The sequence below is a fragment of the Streptomyces canus genome, assembly GCF_041435015.1.
In the GTDB taxonomy this organism is placed as follows: domain Bacteria; phylum Actinomycetota; class Actinomycetes; order Streptomycetales; family Streptomycetaceae; genus Streptomyces; species Streptomyces canus_G.
Map to the genome: position 1 here is coordinate 7,916,624 of NZ_CP107989.1, position 15,824 is coordinate 7,932,447.

12 protein-coding genes and 1 pseudogene are annotated in these 15,824 nt (G+C 71.3%); 8 read left to right on the forward strand and 5 right to left on the reverse strand.

Features of this window, described 5'->3' with window-relative positions; translation table 11 throughout:
• Positions 1 to 56: 56 nt before the first annotated feature.
• Positions 57 to 1,451: a metallopeptidase TldD-related protein gene (locus OG841_RS36145; protein WP_328637536.1), complete on the reverse strand. Its 1,395-nt coding sequence runs from the start codon at positions 1,449 to 1,451 to the stop codon at positions 57 to 59.
• Positions 1,448 to 2,971, reverse strand: a complete 1,524-nt coding sequence (locus OG841_RS36150; RefSeq protein WP_328637535.1) for a TldD/PmbA family protein — start codon at positions 2,969 to 2,971, stop codon at positions 1,448 to 1,450. Before OG841_RS36150 ends, OG841_RS36145 begins: the two co-directional genes overlap by 4 nt.
• A gap of 251 nt (positions 2,972 to 3,222) precedes the next feature.
• Between OG841_RS36150 and fabG the strand changes: the two genes are divergently transcribed.
• From fabG to OG841_RS36165, 3 genes are all read left to right on the forward strand, one after another.
• A complete protein-coding gene (fabG, locus tag OG841_RS36155; protein WP_125190472.1) occupies positions 3,223 to 3,927 on the forward strand; it encodes a 3-oxoacyl-[acyl-carrier-protein] reductase in 705 nt (234 codons plus the stop codon).
• A 5-nt stretch (positions 3,928 to 3,932) separates the two neighbouring features.
• The gene (gene fabI, locus OG841_RS36160) at positions 3,933 to 4,700 is read left to right on the forward strand and encodes an enoyl-ACP reductase FabI (RefSeq protein ID WP_059206314.1); all 768 of its coding nucleotides are present in this window, start codon (positions 3,933 to 3,935) and stop codon (positions 4,698 to 4,700) included.
• A gap of 216 nt (positions 4,701 to 4,916) precedes the next feature.
• Positions 4,917 to 5,270: a hypothetical protein gene (locus OG841_RS36165; RefSeq protein ID WP_328637534.1), complete on the forward strand. Its 354-nt coding sequence runs from the start codon at positions 4,917 to 4,919 to the stop codon at positions 5,268 to 5,270.
• Here the strand turns inward: OG841_RS36165 and OG841_RS36170 are convergent.
• Positions 5,245 to 5,940, reverse strand: coding sequence for a FadR/GntR family transcriptional regulator (locus tag OG841_RS36170; RefSeq protein WP_328637533.1), 696 nt, complete (start codon positions 5,938 to 5,940; stop codon positions 5,245 to 5,247). The two genes, OG841_RS36165 and OG841_RS36170, sit on opposite strands and share 26 nt — an antisense overlap.
• A 70-nt stretch (positions 5,941 to 6,010) precedes the next feature.
• Between OG841_RS36170 and OG841_RS36175 the strand changes: the two genes are divergently transcribed.
• From OG841_RS36175 to OG841_RS36190, 4 genes are all read left to right on the forward strand, one after another.
• A complete protein-coding gene (locus OG841_RS36175) occupies positions 6,011 to 7,423 on the forward strand; it encodes a CynX/NimT family MFS transporter (RefSeq protein ID WP_371568428.1) in 1,413 nt (470 codons plus the stop codon).
• Between the two features lie 48 nt (positions 7,424 to 7,471).
• Complete coding sequence (locus OG841_RS36180; RefSeq protein WP_086724758.1) at positions 7,472 to 7,588, forward strand: SGM_5486 family transporter-associated protein; 117 nt, start codon at positions 7,472 to 7,474, stop codon at positions 7,586 to 7,588.
• Positions 7,589 to 7,767: 179 nt separating this feature from the next.
• On the forward strand, positions 7,768 to 7,974 hold the full coding sequence (locus OG841_RS36185) for a hypothetical protein (protein WP_069766417.1): 207 nt from the start codon (positions 7,768 to 7,770) through the stop codon (positions 7,972 to 7,974).
• A 65-nt stretch (positions 7,975 to 8,039) separates the two neighbouring features.
• Complete coding sequence (locus OG841_RS36190) at positions 8,040 to 8,558, forward strand: SixA phosphatase family protein (RefSeq protein ID WP_371568430.1); 519 nt, start codon at positions 8,040 to 8,042, stop codon at positions 8,556 to 8,558.
• A 76-nt stretch (positions 8,559 to 8,634) separates the two neighbouring features.
• Here the strand turns inward: OG841_RS36190 and serB are convergent, their stop codons facing one another.
• Both serB and OG841_RS36200 read right to left on the reverse strand, forming a co-directional pair.
• Complete coding sequence (gene serB / locus OG841_RS36195; protein ID WP_328637530.1) at positions 8,635 to 9,849, reverse strand: phosphoserine phosphatase SerB; 1,215 nt, start codon at positions 9,847 to 9,849, stop codon at positions 8,635 to 8,637.
• Between the two features lie 1,540 nt (positions 9,850 to 11,389).
• Positions 11,390 to 13,009, reverse strand: a pseudogene (locus OG841_RS36200) (streptophobe family protein); the annotation flags it as partial.
• A gap of 239 nt (positions 13,010 to 13,248) precedes the next feature.
• Here OG841_RS36200 and OG841_RS36205 point away from each other — a divergent pair.
• The gene (locus tag OG841_RS36205) at positions 13,249 to 15,804 is read left to right on the forward strand and encodes an ABC transporter ATP-binding protein/permease (protein WP_365122864.1); all 2,556 of its coding nucleotides are present in this window, start codon (positions 13,249 to 13,251) and stop codon (positions 15,802 to 15,804) included.
• Positions 15,805 to 15,824 lie beyond the last annotated feature (20 nt).

Sequence of the window (15,824 nt, forward strand, 5' to 3'; positions counted from 1 at the left end):
GTTCTCGTATCTCCTAGAAAGGTCCTCGGGCAGTCGAGTGACTACCGGCTACGAGGTTATACGCCCTGACTGACAGAACTCATATTGAAATCCGGCACCCGCAGCGCCGGCATCGCGGCCCTGGTGAAGTAGTCGCTCCACTCCCTCGGCAGCGTCTTCTCCGTCCGCCCCGCCTCCGTCGCCCGCCCCAGCAGGCCGACCGGCGACTCGTTGAACCGGAAGTTGTTGACCTCGCCGGTCACCTCGCCGTTCTCGACGAGGTACACGCCGTCCCGGGTCAGCCCGGTGAGCAGCAGGGTGGCCGGGTCGACCTCGCGGATGTACCAGAGGCAGGTCAGCAGCAGCCCGCGCGTGGTGTTCGCGACCATCTCCTCGATCGAGAGGTCCGAGCCTCCGTCGAGGACGAGGCTGCCGGCCGCCGGGGCGACGGGCAGCCCGGTCAGGCCCGCGCTGTGCCGGGTCGTCATCAGATGCGCCAGCTCGCCCTGCCGGATCCAGTCGGTGGCGGCGACCGGCAGACCGTTGTCGAACACCGACTGATCGCCACCGGATGAGTGCGCGACCACGAAGGGCGCGGATTCCAGGCCCGGCTCGTGCGGGTCGCTGCGCAGGGTCAGCGGCAGCTCGGTCAGCCTCTCGCCGACCCGGGTGCCGCCGCCCGGCTTGGAGAACACCGTCCGCCCCTCGGCCGCGTCCCGGCCCGACGCCGACCACAGCTGATAGATCAGCAGGTCGGCGACAGCGGTCGGCGGCAGCAGCGTCTCGTACCGCCCGGCGGGCAACTGGTGGCGCCGCTCGGCCCATCCCAGGCGTACGGCGAGCTCGGCGTCCAGGACTGCCGGGTCGACGTCCTTGAAGTCCCGGGTGGAGCGTCCGGCCCAGGCCGAGCGGGTCCGGTCCGGCGACTTGGCGTTGAGCTCCAGCGTGCCGTTGGGCTGGTCGTGGCGCAGCCGCAACCCCGTGGACGTGCCCACATACGTCGACACGAGTTCGTGGTTGGCGAAGCCGTAGAGCTCGCGGCCACCCGCACGCGCGCGTGCGAAGGACTCGCCGAGCGCCGGCGCGAAGTCGGCGAAGACGGCCGAGGACGTCTCGGCGGGTGCGTCCGTGAAGTCCGGGGACTCCGGTACGCCCGTGACCAGCGGCTGGGCGTCCTCGGCGGGCGCGGCACCGCGCGCGGCGGCCTCCGCGGCCCGCACCAGCGGCTCCAACTCGTCCGCGGTCACCGCGGACCGGGAGACCACACCGGAGGCGGTGCCCTCCTTGCCGTCGACGGTCGCGACGACCGTCAGCGTGCGCCCGCGCGTGACGCCGTTCGTGGTGAGCGCGTTGCCCGCCCAGCGCAGGTTGGCGGTCGACTGCTCGTCGGCGATCACGACACAGCCGTCGGCCCGGGACAGCGCGAGGGCCCGCTCGACGATTTCGTGCGGCTTGTTGGTGCGGGCGCTCATCGACCGGCCTCCTGCGTGGTGTTCAGAATGTTGACGCCCTTGAAGAGGGCCGACGGGCAGCCGTGCGAGACGGCCGCGACCTGGCCGGGCTGGGCCTTGCCGCAGTTGAAGGCGCCGCCGAGGACATAGGTCTGCGGGCCGCCCACGGCGGCCATCGAGCCCCAGAAGTCGGTGGTGGTCGCCTGGTAGGCGACGTCCCGCAGCTGTCCGGTGATCCGCCCGTTCTCGATCCTGAAGAACCGCTGGCCGGTGAACTGGAAGTTGTAGCGCTGCATGTCGATCGACCAGGACCGGTCCCCGACGACGTAGATACCGCGGTCCACGCTCCCGATGAGGTCCTCGGTCGACATCCCGGCCGGGTCGGGCTGGAGCGACACGTTGGCCATGCGCTGCACCGGGACGTGCCCGGGGGAGTCGGCGTAGGCGCATCCGTTGGAGCGCTCGAACCCGGTCAGCTTCGCGATCCTCCGGTCCAGCTGGTAGCCGACCAGGGTGCCGTCCTTCACCAGGTCCCAGGACTGGCCCTCGACGCCCTCGTCGTCGTAGCCGATGGTCGCGAGGCCGTGCTCGGCGGTGCGGTCACCGGTGACGTTCATCAGCTCGGAGCCGTACCTGAGCTTGCCGAGCTGGTCGAAGGTGGCGAAGGAGGTGCCGGCGTAGGCCGCCTCGTAGCCCAGCGCGCGGTCCAGTTCGGTGGCGTGGCCGATGGACTCGTGGATGGTCAGCCACAGGTTGGACGGGTCGACGACCAGGTCGTACAGGCCCGCCTCGACACTGGGCGCCCGCATCTTCTCGGCGAGCAGCTCCGGGATCTGCTCCAGCTCGCTCTCCCAGTCCCAGCCGGTGCCCGTGAGGTACTCCCAGCCACGGCCGACCGGCGGCGCGATGGTCCGCATCGAGTCGAACTCGCCGCTGGACTCGTCGACCGACACCGCGGTCAGCTGCGGATGCAGCCGCACCCGCTGCTGCGTGGTCACGGTGCCGGCGGTGTCGGCATAGAACTTGTTCTCGTGCACGGTGAGCAGCGAGGCGTCGACGTGGTTGACCCCGTCGGCCGCCAGCAGCCGCGCGCTCCAGTCCGCGAGCAGCGCCGCCTTCTCCTCGTCGGGCACGGAGAACGGATCGATCTCGTACGACGAGATCCACGTACGGTCGGCGTGCACGGGCTCTCCGGCGAGCTCCACCTGCTCGTCGGACCCGGCCGCGCGGATCACCTGGGCGGAGAGCTTCGCCATGGCCACGGCCTGCGAGGCGACCTTGGCGGCGGCGTCCAGCGTCAGGTCCACGCCGGACGCGAAGCCCCAGGTGCCGCCGTGGACGACCCGCACCGCGTACCCGAGGTCGGTGGTGTCCGAGGACCCGGAGGGCTTGGCGTCCCTGAGGCGCCAGGACGCGCTGCGCACCCGCTCGAACCGGAAGTCCGCGTGCTCGGCGCCGAGCGCACGCGCGCGTGCCAGCGCGGCGTCGGCGAGGGCACGTAGGGGAAGCGCTGTGAAGGCTTCGTCGATCGTATGAGGCACCTGGGTCTCTTCCTGTCGGCGTGAGGGTGGGCGAGGGGCTGCCCCGATCATGTCGCGGCGACCGGTGTGCGGACCACACGTTTGTGACCGCTGTCGGCAACTTTCTGTAGGGACCCGACAGCGAGTCCCGTAAGCCACTGTCGGTGCCCGAATGTCCCCGACAGCGACCGGCCCGATAGGTTTTCGGGGAAGCCGCCTGCCATCCACGTGTTCGGGCGGGTGTGTCAGACCCCTATGGAAAGGGTGATCCGTTGAGCCGCTCGGTTCTCGTCACCGGAGGCAACCGGGGCATCGGCCTCGCCATCGCCCGCGCATTCGCCGACGCCGGCGACAAGGTCGCGATCACGTACCGCTCGGGTGAGCCGCCGGCCGGCTTCTTGGCCGTCAAGTGCGACATCACCGACACCGAGCAGGTGGAGCAGGCCTACAAGGAGATCGAGGCCGAGCACGGCCCGGTCGAGGTTCTGATCGCCAACGCCGGCATCACCAAGGACCAGCTCCTGATGCGGATGTCCGAGGAGGACTTCACCTCGGTCGTCGACACCAACCTCACCGGTACCTTCCGCGTGGTCAAGCGCGCCAACCGCGCCATGCTGCGCGCCAAGAAGGGCCGGGTCGTCCTGATCTCCTCGGTCGTCGGTCTCTACGGCGGCCCCGGCCAGGCCAACTACGCCGCCTCCAAGGCCGCCCTGGTCGGCTTCGCGCGCTCCCTCGCCCGTGAGCTGGGCTCGCGCAACATCACCTTCAACGTCGTCGCGCCCGGCTTCGTCGACACCGACATGACCAAGGCGCTCACCGACGAGCAGCGCGAGGGCATCGTGAAGCAGGTGCCGCTCGGTCGTTACGCGCAGCCCGAGGAGGTGGCCGCGACGGTGCGGTTCCTGGCCTCGGACGACGCCTCGTACATCACTGGAGCCGTCATCCCCGTTGACGGCGGACTGGGAATGGGTCACTGAACACCATGAGCGGAATTCTCGAGGGCAAGCGCGTCCTGATCACCGGTGTGCTGATGGAGTCCTCCATCGCCTTCCACGCCGCCAAGCTGGCCCAGGAGCAGGGCGCCGAGATCATCCTGACCGCGTTCCCGCGGCCCACGCTGACCGAGCGCATCGCCAAGAAGCTCCCCAAGCCCACCAAGGTCATCGAGCTCGACGTCACCAACGACGAGCACCTCGGCCGTCTTGCCGACATCGTCGGCGAGGAGCTCGGCGGCCTCGACGGCGTCGTGCACTCCATCGGCTTCGCGCCGCAGGACGCGCTCGGCGGCAACTTCCTGAACACGCCGTTCGAGTCCGTGGCCACGGCCATGCACGTCTCGGCGTACTCCCTGAAGTCGCTCACCATGGCCTGCCTGCCGCTGATGCAGAACGGCGGCTCGGTCGTCGGCCTCACCTTCGACGCGCAGTACGCCTGGCCGCAGTACGACTGGATGGGCCCGGCCAAGGCCGCCCTGGAGGCCACCAGCCGCTACGTCGCACGGGACCTGGGCAAGCAGAACATCCGCTGCAACCTCATCTCCGCGGGCCCGCTCGCCTCGATGGCCGCCAAGTCCATCCCCGGCTTCAGCGACCTGGCCGCCGTGTGGGACAACCGCTCCCCGCTGGAGTGGGACCTCAAGGACCCGGAGCCGGCCGGCAAGGGCATCGTCGCCCTGCTGAGCGACTGGTTCCCGAAGACCACCGGCGAGATCATCCACGTGGACGGCGGCCTGCACGCGATCGGCGCGTGACGCTGCCGCTGAGCCTCGGCCGATTCTGAGGGCCCCCACCCGTCGAGGGTGGGGGCCCTCGACGCTCGGGCCTCCGGCGCGACGGACGCGGCTCGGGGGTGTCCCGGGATGTCCCCCGTTCGGCCCACCGGCCGCGCGCGGACATCCACAACTGGGCACGCTGGATCACGGGTTCACCCGCGATTCCCTCCCCAGCACGGCCGAGGAGGTCCCCTTGTGCGCCTGTCCCGCAGTCTGGCCTCAGCGACCGCAGCCGTCTGTCTCGTGATCTCCTTGTCGTACGAAGCGATGCCGCACACGCGCGTGGAAGCGCCCGGAGCCGCGGCTTCGGAGCTGTTCGGCGCCTCCTGTCGCAGCAGGGTCACCGGTTCCCACGTGACCACCTACTGCCACAACCCCTATCCGCGCACCGACGGCGTCCGCCTGCACATCGAGTGCGACCGCTGGTGGGACCTCGACACCGACGGCGCCGAGGTCCAGGCGGGGCCCGCGCAGACCGTGCGGCTGACCGGCCGGTGCTGGAAAGAGGTCCGCTCGGTGTGGGTCAGCCACCGGAAGCTGGCGCGCTGAACCGTCCCGGACGGCACAGGAAGGGGTAACCGGCCGCCTCCACGGCGGCCGCCGCCGCGTCGCCCGCGCGGATCGCGTCGACGAGCCGGGCGTGGTCCATGTACGTCTCCGGCGTCAGCTTCTCGCCGACGTCCTCACGCAGCCAGTCCCGTAGCACCTCGCCGAGGTCCGCGTACATCTCGGTCATCACCTCGTTGTGGGAGGCGGCCACCACGGCCAGGTGGAAGGTGGCGTCCGCGGTCACGAAGGCCTCCGCGTCGCCCGACTCCCAGGCCTGATCGCGCCGGACGAGAAGCGCGTCGAGCTGCTTGAGATCCTTCTCGGTGCGCCGCTCGGCCGCCAGCCGCGCCGCGGACGACTCCAGGGTGGACCGCAGCTCGGCGATGTGCCGGGGGTCCGCGTCGGCGAACCGGCGGTGCATCACGCCGGCCAGCTCACTGGTCGCCACGACGTACGTCCCCGAGCCTTGCCGGATGTCCAGCAGGCCGTTGTGGGCGAGCGCGCGGACCGCCTCGCGGACCGTGTTGCGGGCGACCCCCAGCTGCTCGACCAGTTCGGGTTCCGTCGGGATCCGGGAGCCGACCGGCCATTCGCCCGAGGTGATCTGGTTGCGCAGCGCGGCGATGACCTGCTCGGACAGCGCCGAGCGGCGGGGATGGCTCAGGGGCATGGCACACCTTCGCACGGGCGGGACGAACGAGGACGCCCCGGGGATGGACAACCAATCATCCTATGATTCTATGATAGGCGGCATGGCACGCGAGGAAACCCGGACACCGAAGTCCACGACCGCACCCGGTTCCGCGACCGCACCCGGTTCCGCGACCGCACCCGGTTCCGCGATCGCACGCGATTCCGGTGTCGGGCCGCAGGAGGGAGCCGCGGTGCCCGCCACGCGCGCGTGGGCGGTGCGCCTGGTCGTCGTCGGCATCGTGCTGTCCGCTCTCAACCTCCGCCCCGCCATCACCAGCCTCGGCGCCCTCCTCGAAGAGGTGCGCGACGGACTCGGTATGAGCGGCAGCATGGCCGGCCTGCTCACCTCGGTCCCCCCGCTGTGCTTCGCCGTCTTCGGCGTCATGGCCCCGCGTCTGGCCCGCCGTTTCGGCGCGGGCGCGGTGGTGTGCGCCGGCATGGTCGCCATCACGGCAGGTCTGCTCATACGGCCGTACACGGGCTCCACGGCGGGCTTCCTGGCCGCCAGCGCACTCACCCTCATGGGCATCGCCGTCAGCAACGTCCTGATGCCGGTCATCGTCAAGCGCTGGTTCCCCGACCGGGTCGGCTCCATGACCGGCCTGTACTCGATGGCCCTCGCCCTCGGCACCGCGGCCGCGGCCGCAGTGACCGTGCCGGTGACCGAGGCACTGGGCGGGAGCTGGCAGTCCGGACTCACGGTGTGGGCCGGCCTGGCCGCCGCGGCCGTACTGCCGTGGATCCCGCTCGTACGGGACCGGGGGGCCGCCCCGGCGGAGCGGGAGGCCGTGCAAGGGGTCTCCCGGCATGTCCACGCGCGCGTGGACGGGGCGGGGCCGGTCCGGCAGACGCACGCGCGCGTGGAGCCGCCCACGCTGCGGATCACCCGGAGCCGGACCGCCTGGGCGCTCGCCGTGTTCTTCGGGCTCCAGGCCACCGCCGCCTACATCACCATGGGCTGGATGGCGCAGATCTTCCGGGACGCGGGCGTGTCCGCCGGCACGGCAGGGCTGCTGCTGGCCGTCACGATGGTGATGGGCGTCCCGCTGGCCTTCGTCATCCCGCGCGTGGCCACGCGGCTGCCGCACCAGGGCCCGATCGTGATCGCGCTCGGCGCCTGCGGCCTCGCCGGATACGCGGGCCTGTACCTCGCCCCGGCCGCCGGCGCCTGGGCCTGGGCCGTCCTGCTCGGCGTCGCCAACTGCGCCTTTCCGCTGGCCCTCACCATGGTCGGGATGCGGGCCAGGACCGGCGCGGGCGTGGCCCAGCTGTCCGCCTTCGCGCAGAGCACCGGCTATCTGATCTCCATCCCCGGACCGCTCCTGGTGGGCGTGCTGTACCAGCACAGCGGCGGCTGGGGCCTGCCGATCGCGCTCATGGTCGGCCTGCTGGTCCCGCAGATGGCGGTCGGGGTGCTGGCGGGCCGCGACCGCACGGTGGAGGACGAGGCGGCCCGCTGAGGTCACCCCGGCAGCCCCGGTAAGAGACCGGGGTGCGAGACTGGCCGTATGCCAGTGCTCGATCCGAACCCCCAAAACGGCCAGAAGAAGATGCTGCTGGTCTTCGGCTCGTTCTTCGCCATCTTCGTCGTCATCGCGATCATCGCGACGATCGCCTCGCCCTGATCCGGGCACCCGTTCCCGGCTCCGACGGTGGGGTTAACCCCCTGTCCCCTAGGGGGCGAGTGTCAGGGTCAACTGGGTGGATCTCCGGATGGGTTGAAGGCCCCCGGTTCCGTAACTTCGAGATGTGACCGCGCCACGCCGGTCACCGCCCAGGCCACTCGAAGACAGCGGAGGCACTCATGTCGGCCCCTACGCACACCCCGCCCCACCCGGCGTCCCGGGGCGGCGTCGACATCCGCCTGCCCTGGTGGGCCCTCGCCCTGCCGACGCTCGCCTTCGTGGTGCTCCTGGCCCTCATCCTCAACCCCGCCGACGCGCACGCGGCCTCCGGTGACCCGGCCGTCACCCAGTTCCTGGAGCGGGTCCAGCAGCTGATAGCGCGCTGAGCACCCATAAAGCCGCCCGTCAACTCCCTGCGCCCCATGGCCTGTTTCATGCGAAGCTGGATCCCATGAGCGTCGCAGAACCCCGCAGGATTGTCCTTTTCCGGCATGCGAAAGCCGACTGGCCGCAGGTGACCGATCATGAGCGGCCGCTCGCCGACCGTGGCCGCAAAGAATCAGCGGAGGCCGGACGACGACTGGTCGATTCCGGCATCCCCTTCGACCTGGCCCTCTGCTCCACCGCGACCCGGACCCGTGAGACCTGGAAGCTCGCCGTGCAGGAGTTCCCGCACCGGCCGAAAACGGTCTACGAGGAGCGGATCTACGAGGCCTCTCCCGGCGAGCTGATCGCCGTGCTGAACGAAACCCAGGACGACCTGCAGAACGTCGTCCTGATCGGCCACAACCCGGGTGTGCAGGGTCTCGCCGACGTCCTTGCCGGCGCCGCCGAGGGTGACGCCCGCCAGCGGATGAGCGCGCGCGGCTTCCCTGCCGCCGCCTTCGCCGTCCTGACGTTCAGCGGCCCCTGGAAGACCCTGGAGCCGGGCGTGGCCACCCTCGCCGACTACTGGGCACCGTCCGACTGACCGCGACCCCCACCGGCGCGTGACACGGCAGGGGCCCGGCACCGTCATGGTGCCGGGCCCCTGCCGATGTGCCGGGTCAGTCCTCCTCGTGCGCGTCCGCCGCCTCGACCTCTTCGCGGGTGACGCCCAGCAGGTACAGCACCGTGTCCAGGAAGGGCACGTTCACCGCGGTGTGCGCGGCCTCCCGCACCACCGGCTTGGCGTTGAAGGCGACCCCGAGCCCGGCCGCGTTGAGCATGTCCAGGTCATTGGCGCCGTCGCCGATCGCCACCGTCTGGGACAGCGGCACTCCCGCCTCCGCAGCGAACCGGCGCAGCAGCCGCGCCTTGCCCGCGCGGTCCACGATCTCCCCGGTGACCTTGCCCGTCAGCTTCCCGTCGACGATCTCCAGCGTGTTGGCCTGGGCGAAGTCCAGCCCCAGCCGGTCCTTCAGATCATCGGTGACCTGGGTGAATCCGCCCGAGACGACACCGACTTGGAAGCCGAGGCGCTTCAGCGTACGGATGAGGGTGCGCGCGCCCGGCGTGAGCCGTACTTCGGAGCGCACCTTGTCGACGACCGAGGCGTCCAACCCCTCCAACAGCGCTACGCGCGCGTGCAGCGACTGCTCGAAGTCCAGCTCGCCGCGCATCGCGGCCGCGGTCACCTCGGCGACCTTGTCCTCGCAGCCGGCGTGCGCGGCGAAGAGCTCGATCACCTCGTCCTGGATGAGCGTGGAGTCCACGTCCATGACGACGAGCCGCTGGGCCCGGCGGTGCAGACCGGCCGCGACGACGGCCACGTCGACGCCGAGCTTGGCGGCGTCCGTGACGAGCGCGGTGCGCAGCGCTTCGGTCGCCACGCCGGACACCGCGAACTCGACGGCCGTGACCGGGTACTTGGCCAGCCGGAAGATACGGTCGATGTTGCCGCCCGCCTGGGCGATCTTGGCGGCGATGGCGGCGGTGGCCTCCGCGGTGAGCGGGTGACCGAGCACGGTGACCAGGGAACGCCCCAGCCCGCGCGGCCGGTTGTCGCCGAGACCGGAGATGATCTCCGCCTGCATCTTGATCGACTCGGCCCAGCTGTGGACGGTCGCCCGCAGATCGCCCTCCAGCGTGCGGGGCGGCGCGGTCACGAGCGCGCACAGCACCATGCGGCCACGCGTGACGACCTGCTCGATGTCGACCACGTCGACGGAGTACGCGGCGAGGGTGTCGAAGAGGCCGGCCGTGATGCCCGGCCTGTCCTTCCCGAAGATCTTGACGAGAAGGGTGGGGACGTCGGAGGACGAGGTCTGCGAAGCGCTCATGGTGTTCCCACCGTATCCGGCACCCAGTGCCTTCTGCTCCCGCGGTCCGTCTGACGGACACGGAACACTCGGTGGCGGGCGGGTGGCGAGATCCTTACCAGCGGGACACGGCTTCGCTGCGGGAGGGGGCTTGAGGGAGCGGGATCGGGTCGGTGTTCAGCAGCGTTCCGCCCGGAGCCGGCGAGGCCAAGGGCCCGGCCGACGGCCGTGTCCTACGACTCCGCGAGGGCAGGAGCGGCCTTGATTCCGCCGGCTTCGAACGACCCCACCGCACGGCGGGAACACCCGGCCGGCGACCACGCCGTCTCCCCACACAGCCCTGCCTGCGACGGGCGCCGTGTCAGCGCCGCCCTTTCGGCTTCCCTGGCGGCGGCGGCGGCGGCGGCGGTGGCGGGGGCGGGGGAGGAGGTGGTGGCGGTGGCGGTGACTGACGGCCCTCGTCTCCGGAGGACGACCGTCGGCCACCCGGTCGCTGCCGGGGAGGCCGTTGCGGTGAACGAGGGGGCTCGTCGATCGGGCGAGCCATCGTGGGGGCGCCGTAGACGTTGTCGGGCGGTGGCGATCCGCCGGGCCGACGTGAATCGTCCGACGGCCGAGCGCTCTCCTCGGGGGGCTGCACCTCATCCTGCGGCCGAGGGCTGCCGCCGGGCCTGTCCAGCGGAGGCCTGCTGCCGAGCCCGTCCTGTCGTCGAGGGCTACTGCCGGGCCCGTCTTGTGGCCGAGGGCTGCCGCCCGGCGCGTCCGTCCCCTCGTCCTGCCGGTACCCGCCGGAGCCTTGCGGACCGGAGGCGGCCGGCGCCCCACCACCAGGCCACCCCCTGCCCGACACTCCCGGCCCCTCCCGCCCAGGTTCTTCCCGACGACCCTCACGCCGCGGCGCGCGCCCACCGTCCTCACGGCCCGGAGTCGGCCGACCGCCCTCCGGCCGAGGTGGGCGTTCGTTGTCCTGAGGGCCTGGTGTCGGCCGACCGCCCTCCGGCCGAGGTGGGCGCTCGTTGTCCTGAGGGCCCGGTGTCCGCCAACCGCCCTCTGGCCCAGGCGGCGCCTGCCCGCCGCCCTCGCGGCCCGGTTCTCGCCGACCCTCGCCACCGGGCCGTGCATCCTGAGGCCCCAGCAACTCATCCGGCACCCGCAGATACGGGTTCGTCGCCGGGTTCGGAGGCCGATGAGGCGTACCCCGCACGTAGGGTCCCGGCTCACCGTCGTACGGCCGTGGTCCACCGTCGTACGCCCCGGGCCCGCCCTCCTCGTACTCCCTGCCCCCACCCTCACCTCGACGCGGCCCAGCCTCACTCCCATACGGCCCGGCGCCGCTCCCGTAGGACGCGCTCCCGCTCTCATGCGGCCCGGCGCCGCTCCCGTAGGACGCGCTCCCGCTCTCATGCGGCCCGGCGCCGCTCCCGTAGGACGCGCTCCCGCTCTCATGCGGCCCGGCGCCACTCCCGTAGGACGCGCTCCCGCTCTCATGCGGCCCGGCACCGCTCCCATAGGCCGCGCCCCCACTCCCACGCGGCGCGCCCTCACTCCCGCCCGTCCCGCCCCCACTCGCGTACGGCCCGTCCGCCCGCTGATACGCCCCACCCGCACCGCCATACCGCGAGCCTCCGGCCGCTCCGGCCGCCTGCCCCCCGACCTCCCCAGCCGCCCGCACCCCCACAGCCCCTGCCCCCGCACCGCCACCCGCCAAGTCACCCAGTGCCGGCCCCGCCGCCCGGGCCCCCGCCGCCCCCGTCGCCCGGGCCAGCAACGCCCCCGCGGCCCCCGCCCCCGCACCCCACAGCGCCCCGAGCAGCAGCGCCATGCCCAGCTGCCCCCGCAGCCGGACCCCGGCGCCGAACGCGTCGAACCCCAGCACCGACAGCGAGGCGTCCACCGACACCGCCGTCAGCCAGGCGAGCAACGGCAGCGCCAACGCCGTGGCGATCCCCAGGCGTACCGCGCACCGCCCCGCGAAACCAAGGGCACCGGGATCACGTACGACCTCGGACCCCGCCCCCGCAGAACCGCTGCCCCCTTCCCGCCCGGCCCCCTTCACCCCGTCTCCCCGAACCCCCACCGGCGTCCGCACAGCGGTAAGCACTCCCGCCAGCAGCATCATCAGCGCCGCCCCCACCCCCAGCAGCCACACCCGCCCGTCCAGCTCCGCCAGGCGCCCCAGGGACACCGACTGGTCGGAGTCCGAGGTGAGGAGTCGGTCCAGTGGGTCCGGGAGGAAGTTCGTCAGCACCCCCGTGGCCCGGCCGTCGAAGGGGACGAACAGGCCGATCGGGATGCCCAGCCACACCCCGTTCGGCGCACCGAGCAGCGCCGCTCCCGCGATCCGCTTGGGGTGGTCGTCGCCGATCGCCGCGAACGCCGCCGCCGAGAGCCCCGCGGCCACTGCGACCAGCATCACCGTCACGAGGGCGGACACGGCCGGCCGTACCACGCGGTGCACGGCCTCCCAGCCGCGCGGCAGCGGCGTACGGCGGGACGCCAGCAGGGCGACCAGCAGGATCCCGGCCGACCAGCCGAGCCCGCCGAGCAGCGTCGGCGCGGTGTCCACCGTGAAGCCGACCGCGGCCTTCGCGTCGATGAGGCCCCCGATCTGGTCGGGCAGCAGCCCGCCGATGTCCCCGACGTCCCCCAGTCCGGGGATGTCGAGGCCGCCGCTCCCGCCCGCGCCGGGCAGCTTGTCGAGCCCCAGGGCGCCCCCGTCGATCGTGATGACGTCGTGCCCCGCCCAGGCCAGCCCGCCCATCATCGCCGTGAACAGGACGATCACCGACCCCCCGCGCGCGAGGAGTTCCGACGGCGCGATCACCGCTCCGGCGCCCCGCAGGGACCGTAGGAAGAACCATGACAAAAGCACCGCGCCGACGAGGCTGACGCCCAATGGCGTGATCTCGATGGCGGTAGTCGCCTCCGCCCCCGTCAACCCGAACGCGGACACGTCACCGGAGGGTGTCACCGAACCACCCGCCGCCAGGGCCACAACCGCCGCGGTCATCGGGCCCAGCGAGGCCGCGGAATCGGCCTCCAGCAGATGCAGACCGAGCGCGGCCGCACCCGCCATGCCGATCAACGCCCAGCTCACGGCGGCTATGGCGGACAGCAGGATGTCGCCCCACGGCAGCCTCACGCCGTGCTTCGTCGTCTCGGCGCTCATGGACGCACTCATGGCAGACCCCCCGATCCGCGGCGCGGACAAGACCGCGCTTGTCCCCCTCGCGTGGATTACCCACTCTCCGGGTCGGTTTCAACCCCGTCAACGGAACCGGCCGAAGCGCGCGAACGTGGTGTTCTCGGGGCTCAACTTTCGGTCAGGAGGTGGATCCTGAAATAGTTCCCGACGATGTTCGACATCCCTACACTCCCTGTGACGGGGGCAATGCGGGGGACTACTCAGTGGGGCTTGGAGTGCCGGAACTCGTACTGGAAGCGAACGGACGTACCTGGACGCTCGATCCGTCCAGGTCGTACAGCCTTGGACGCGATCCGCAGGGGGACATCGTGTTCGACGACGCCAGGGTGTCCTGGCGTCACGCCACGATCGTCTGGAGCGGGCGCGGTTGGGTCATCGAGGACCACAGCAGCACCAACGGCACGTTCGTGCAGGGCCAGCGGATCCACCAGACGGAGATCGGGCCGGGCGCGGCGGTCCACCTCGGCAACGCGAACGACGGCCCGCTGCTGAGCCTGTCCGGCACCGCGGCCCCGGTCGCCGAGCCGCAGCCCCGGCAGCAGCCGTACGTCGCGCAGAGCGCGAACCCCGGCTGGGCCCAGCAGACACCACAGCAGGCCCCGCACCAGCAGGCCTCGCCGTCCGGATGGCCCCAGCCCCAGCCCCGGCAACAGCCGCAGCCGCAGCCGTACGCGCACCAGCCGCCGCAGAAGATCCCGCAGCAGCAGGGACCCGGCGCGGGCGCGGGCGCGCCGCCGGTCTACGGCGACCGCAGCCCGACCACGTTCCACCAGTTCACCATCGGCCGCATCATGCGCATCGGCCGTGCTCTGGAGAACGACCTGGTCGTCTCCGACCTGCAGGTCTCCCGCAACCACGCGGAGTTCCACTCCACGCCCGACGGCCGCATGGAGATCCGCGACCTCGGCTCCCACAACGGCACGTACGTCAACGGCCAGCCCATCGCCAAGGGCGGCTCGACGATGCTCGGCCCGAGCGACATCGTCGGCGTCGGCCACTCCACGTTCCGGATCGTCGGCGACCGCCTCGAGGAGTTCGTCGACACCGGTGAGGTGACGTTCTCCGCCCGGCACCTGACCGTCACGGTCGACGGCGGCAAGCAGATCCTCAAGGACGTCTCCTTCGGCGTCCCGGAGAAGTCCCTGATCGCGGTCATCGGACCGTCCGGTTCCGGAAAGTCGACGCTGCTCAAGGCGCTCACCGGCTACCGGCCCGCCAACCAGGGCGACGTCCTCTACGACAACCGCAATCTCTACAAGCAGTTCGCCGAGCTGCGCCAGCGCATCGGTCTGGTCCCGCAGGACGACATCCTGCACAAGGAGCTGACCGTCAAGAAGGCCCTCAAGTACGCGGCCAAACTCCGCTTCCCGGCCGACACCACCGGCGCCGAGCGCGAGTCACGCATAGACGAGGTGCTGCGCGAGCTGAAGCTCGACATCCACAAGGAGAAGAAGGTCACCTCCCTCTCCGGCGGCCAGCGCAAGCGCGTCTCCGTCGCCCTGGAGCTGCTCACCAAACCGTCCCTGATCTTCCTGGACGAGCCGACCTCCGGCCTCGACCCGGGTATGGACCGCGATGTCATGCAGCTGCTGCGCGGCCTCGCCGACGACGGCCGCACGGTCCTCGTCGTCACCCACTCCGTGGCCGAGCTGGCGCTGTGCGACAAGCTCCTGGTGATGGCCCCGGGCGGCGCGGTCGCCTACTTCGGCCCGCCGGAGGAGGCGCTGAACTTCTTCGGCTACGACACATGGGCCGACGTCTTCTCCGCCTTCGAGAACTACCGCGACTACGACTGGGCCGGACGCTGGAAGGGCTCACAGCACTACCAGATGTACGCCGCGGACATCGACGCCGTCGCCGCACAGTCCGTACAGCTGCCTCCGATGCAGGCGATGAAACCGCCGAAGCCGCAGGGCTGGATGGGCCAGTTCGGGACACTCGTGCGCCGCTATGTCTCCGTCATAGCGTCCGACAAGGGCTTCCTGGCCCTGACGGTGATCCTGCCGCTCGTCCTCGGCGCGGTGAGCCTGCTCATCGACTTCGGCGACCCGCTGTTGCCCAAGCCGATCGACCCCAGGACCAAACTCCCCGAGCCCAACAGCACGGCCACCACCGTCCTGCTGATCCTGGCGGTCGGCGCCTGCTTCGCCGGCGCCGCCAACTCCGTCCGCGAACTGATCAAGGAACGGGTCATCTACGAACGGGAGCGGGCCACCGGCCTGTCCCGCTCGGCGTACCTGATGTCCAAGGTGTTCGTGCTCGGCGTGATCACCATCCTGCAAGGACTGATGGTCGGCGTCATCGGCTTCGCCAGCCGTGGCCTCCCCAAGGAGGGACTGGTCCTCGGCAGCGCCACCCTCGCGGAGCTGTGTCTGCCGATCATGGGCCTCGGGTTCACCTCGATGATGTTCGGCCTGATCATCTCCGCGCTGGTGAAGACGTCCGAGAAGACCATGCCGCTGCTGGTCATGTTCGCGATCGTCCAGGTCGTCTTCACCGGCTGTCTGTTCACCCTGCACGGCACGATCGGCGTCAACGAGCTCTCGTACCTCATGCCGTCCCGCTGGGCGGTCGCCGCCGCGGGCGCCACGCTGGACTTCAACCAGGTCAACCCGCCCGTCAAACCGGGCGACTCGACCGACCCGCTGTGGAACCACACCGTCGGCGTCTGGGGCCTCGACATGATCGCCCTCATCGCCATCGGCGTGGTCTGCGGCTTCTTCGTGGCCCGCTTCCTGCGCCGCCACGAGCCCGAGGTCATGCGCAAGTGATCACTGTCGTACCACGGTGA

Coding starts and splice junctions, on each gene's coding strand:
- OG841_RS36180 (WP_086724758.1), top strand. CDS start 7,472: ATGCCAGTGCTCGATCCGAACCCCCAAAACGGCCAGAAGAAGATGCTG.
- OG841_RS36175 (WP_371568428.1), top strand. CDS start 6,011: ATGATAGGCGGCATGGCACGCGAGGAAACCCGGACACCGAAGTCCACG.
- OG841_RS36185 (WP_069766417.1), top strand. CDS start 7,768: ATGTCGGCCCCTACGCACACCCCGCCCCACCCGGCGTCCCGGGGCGGC.
- serB (WP_328637530.1), bottom strand. CDS start 9,849: ATGAGCGCTTCGCAGACCTCGTCCTCCGACGTCCCCACCCTTCTCGTC.
- OG841_RS36145 (WP_328637536.1), bottom strand. CDS start 1,451: ATGAGCGCCCGCACCAACAAGCCGCACGAAATCGTCGAGCGGGCCCTC.
- OG841_RS36190 (WP_371568430.1), top strand. CDS start 8,040: ATGAGCGTCGCAGAACCCCGCAGGATTGTCCTTTTCCGGCATGCGAAA.
- OG841_RS36170 (WP_328637533.1), bottom strand. CDS start 5,940: ATGCCCCTGAGCCATCCCCGCCGCTCGGCGCTGTCCGAGCAGGTCATC.
- fabI (WP_059206314.1), top strand. CDS start 3,933: ATGAGCGGAATTCTCGAGGGCAAGCGCGTCCTGATCACCGGTGTGCTG.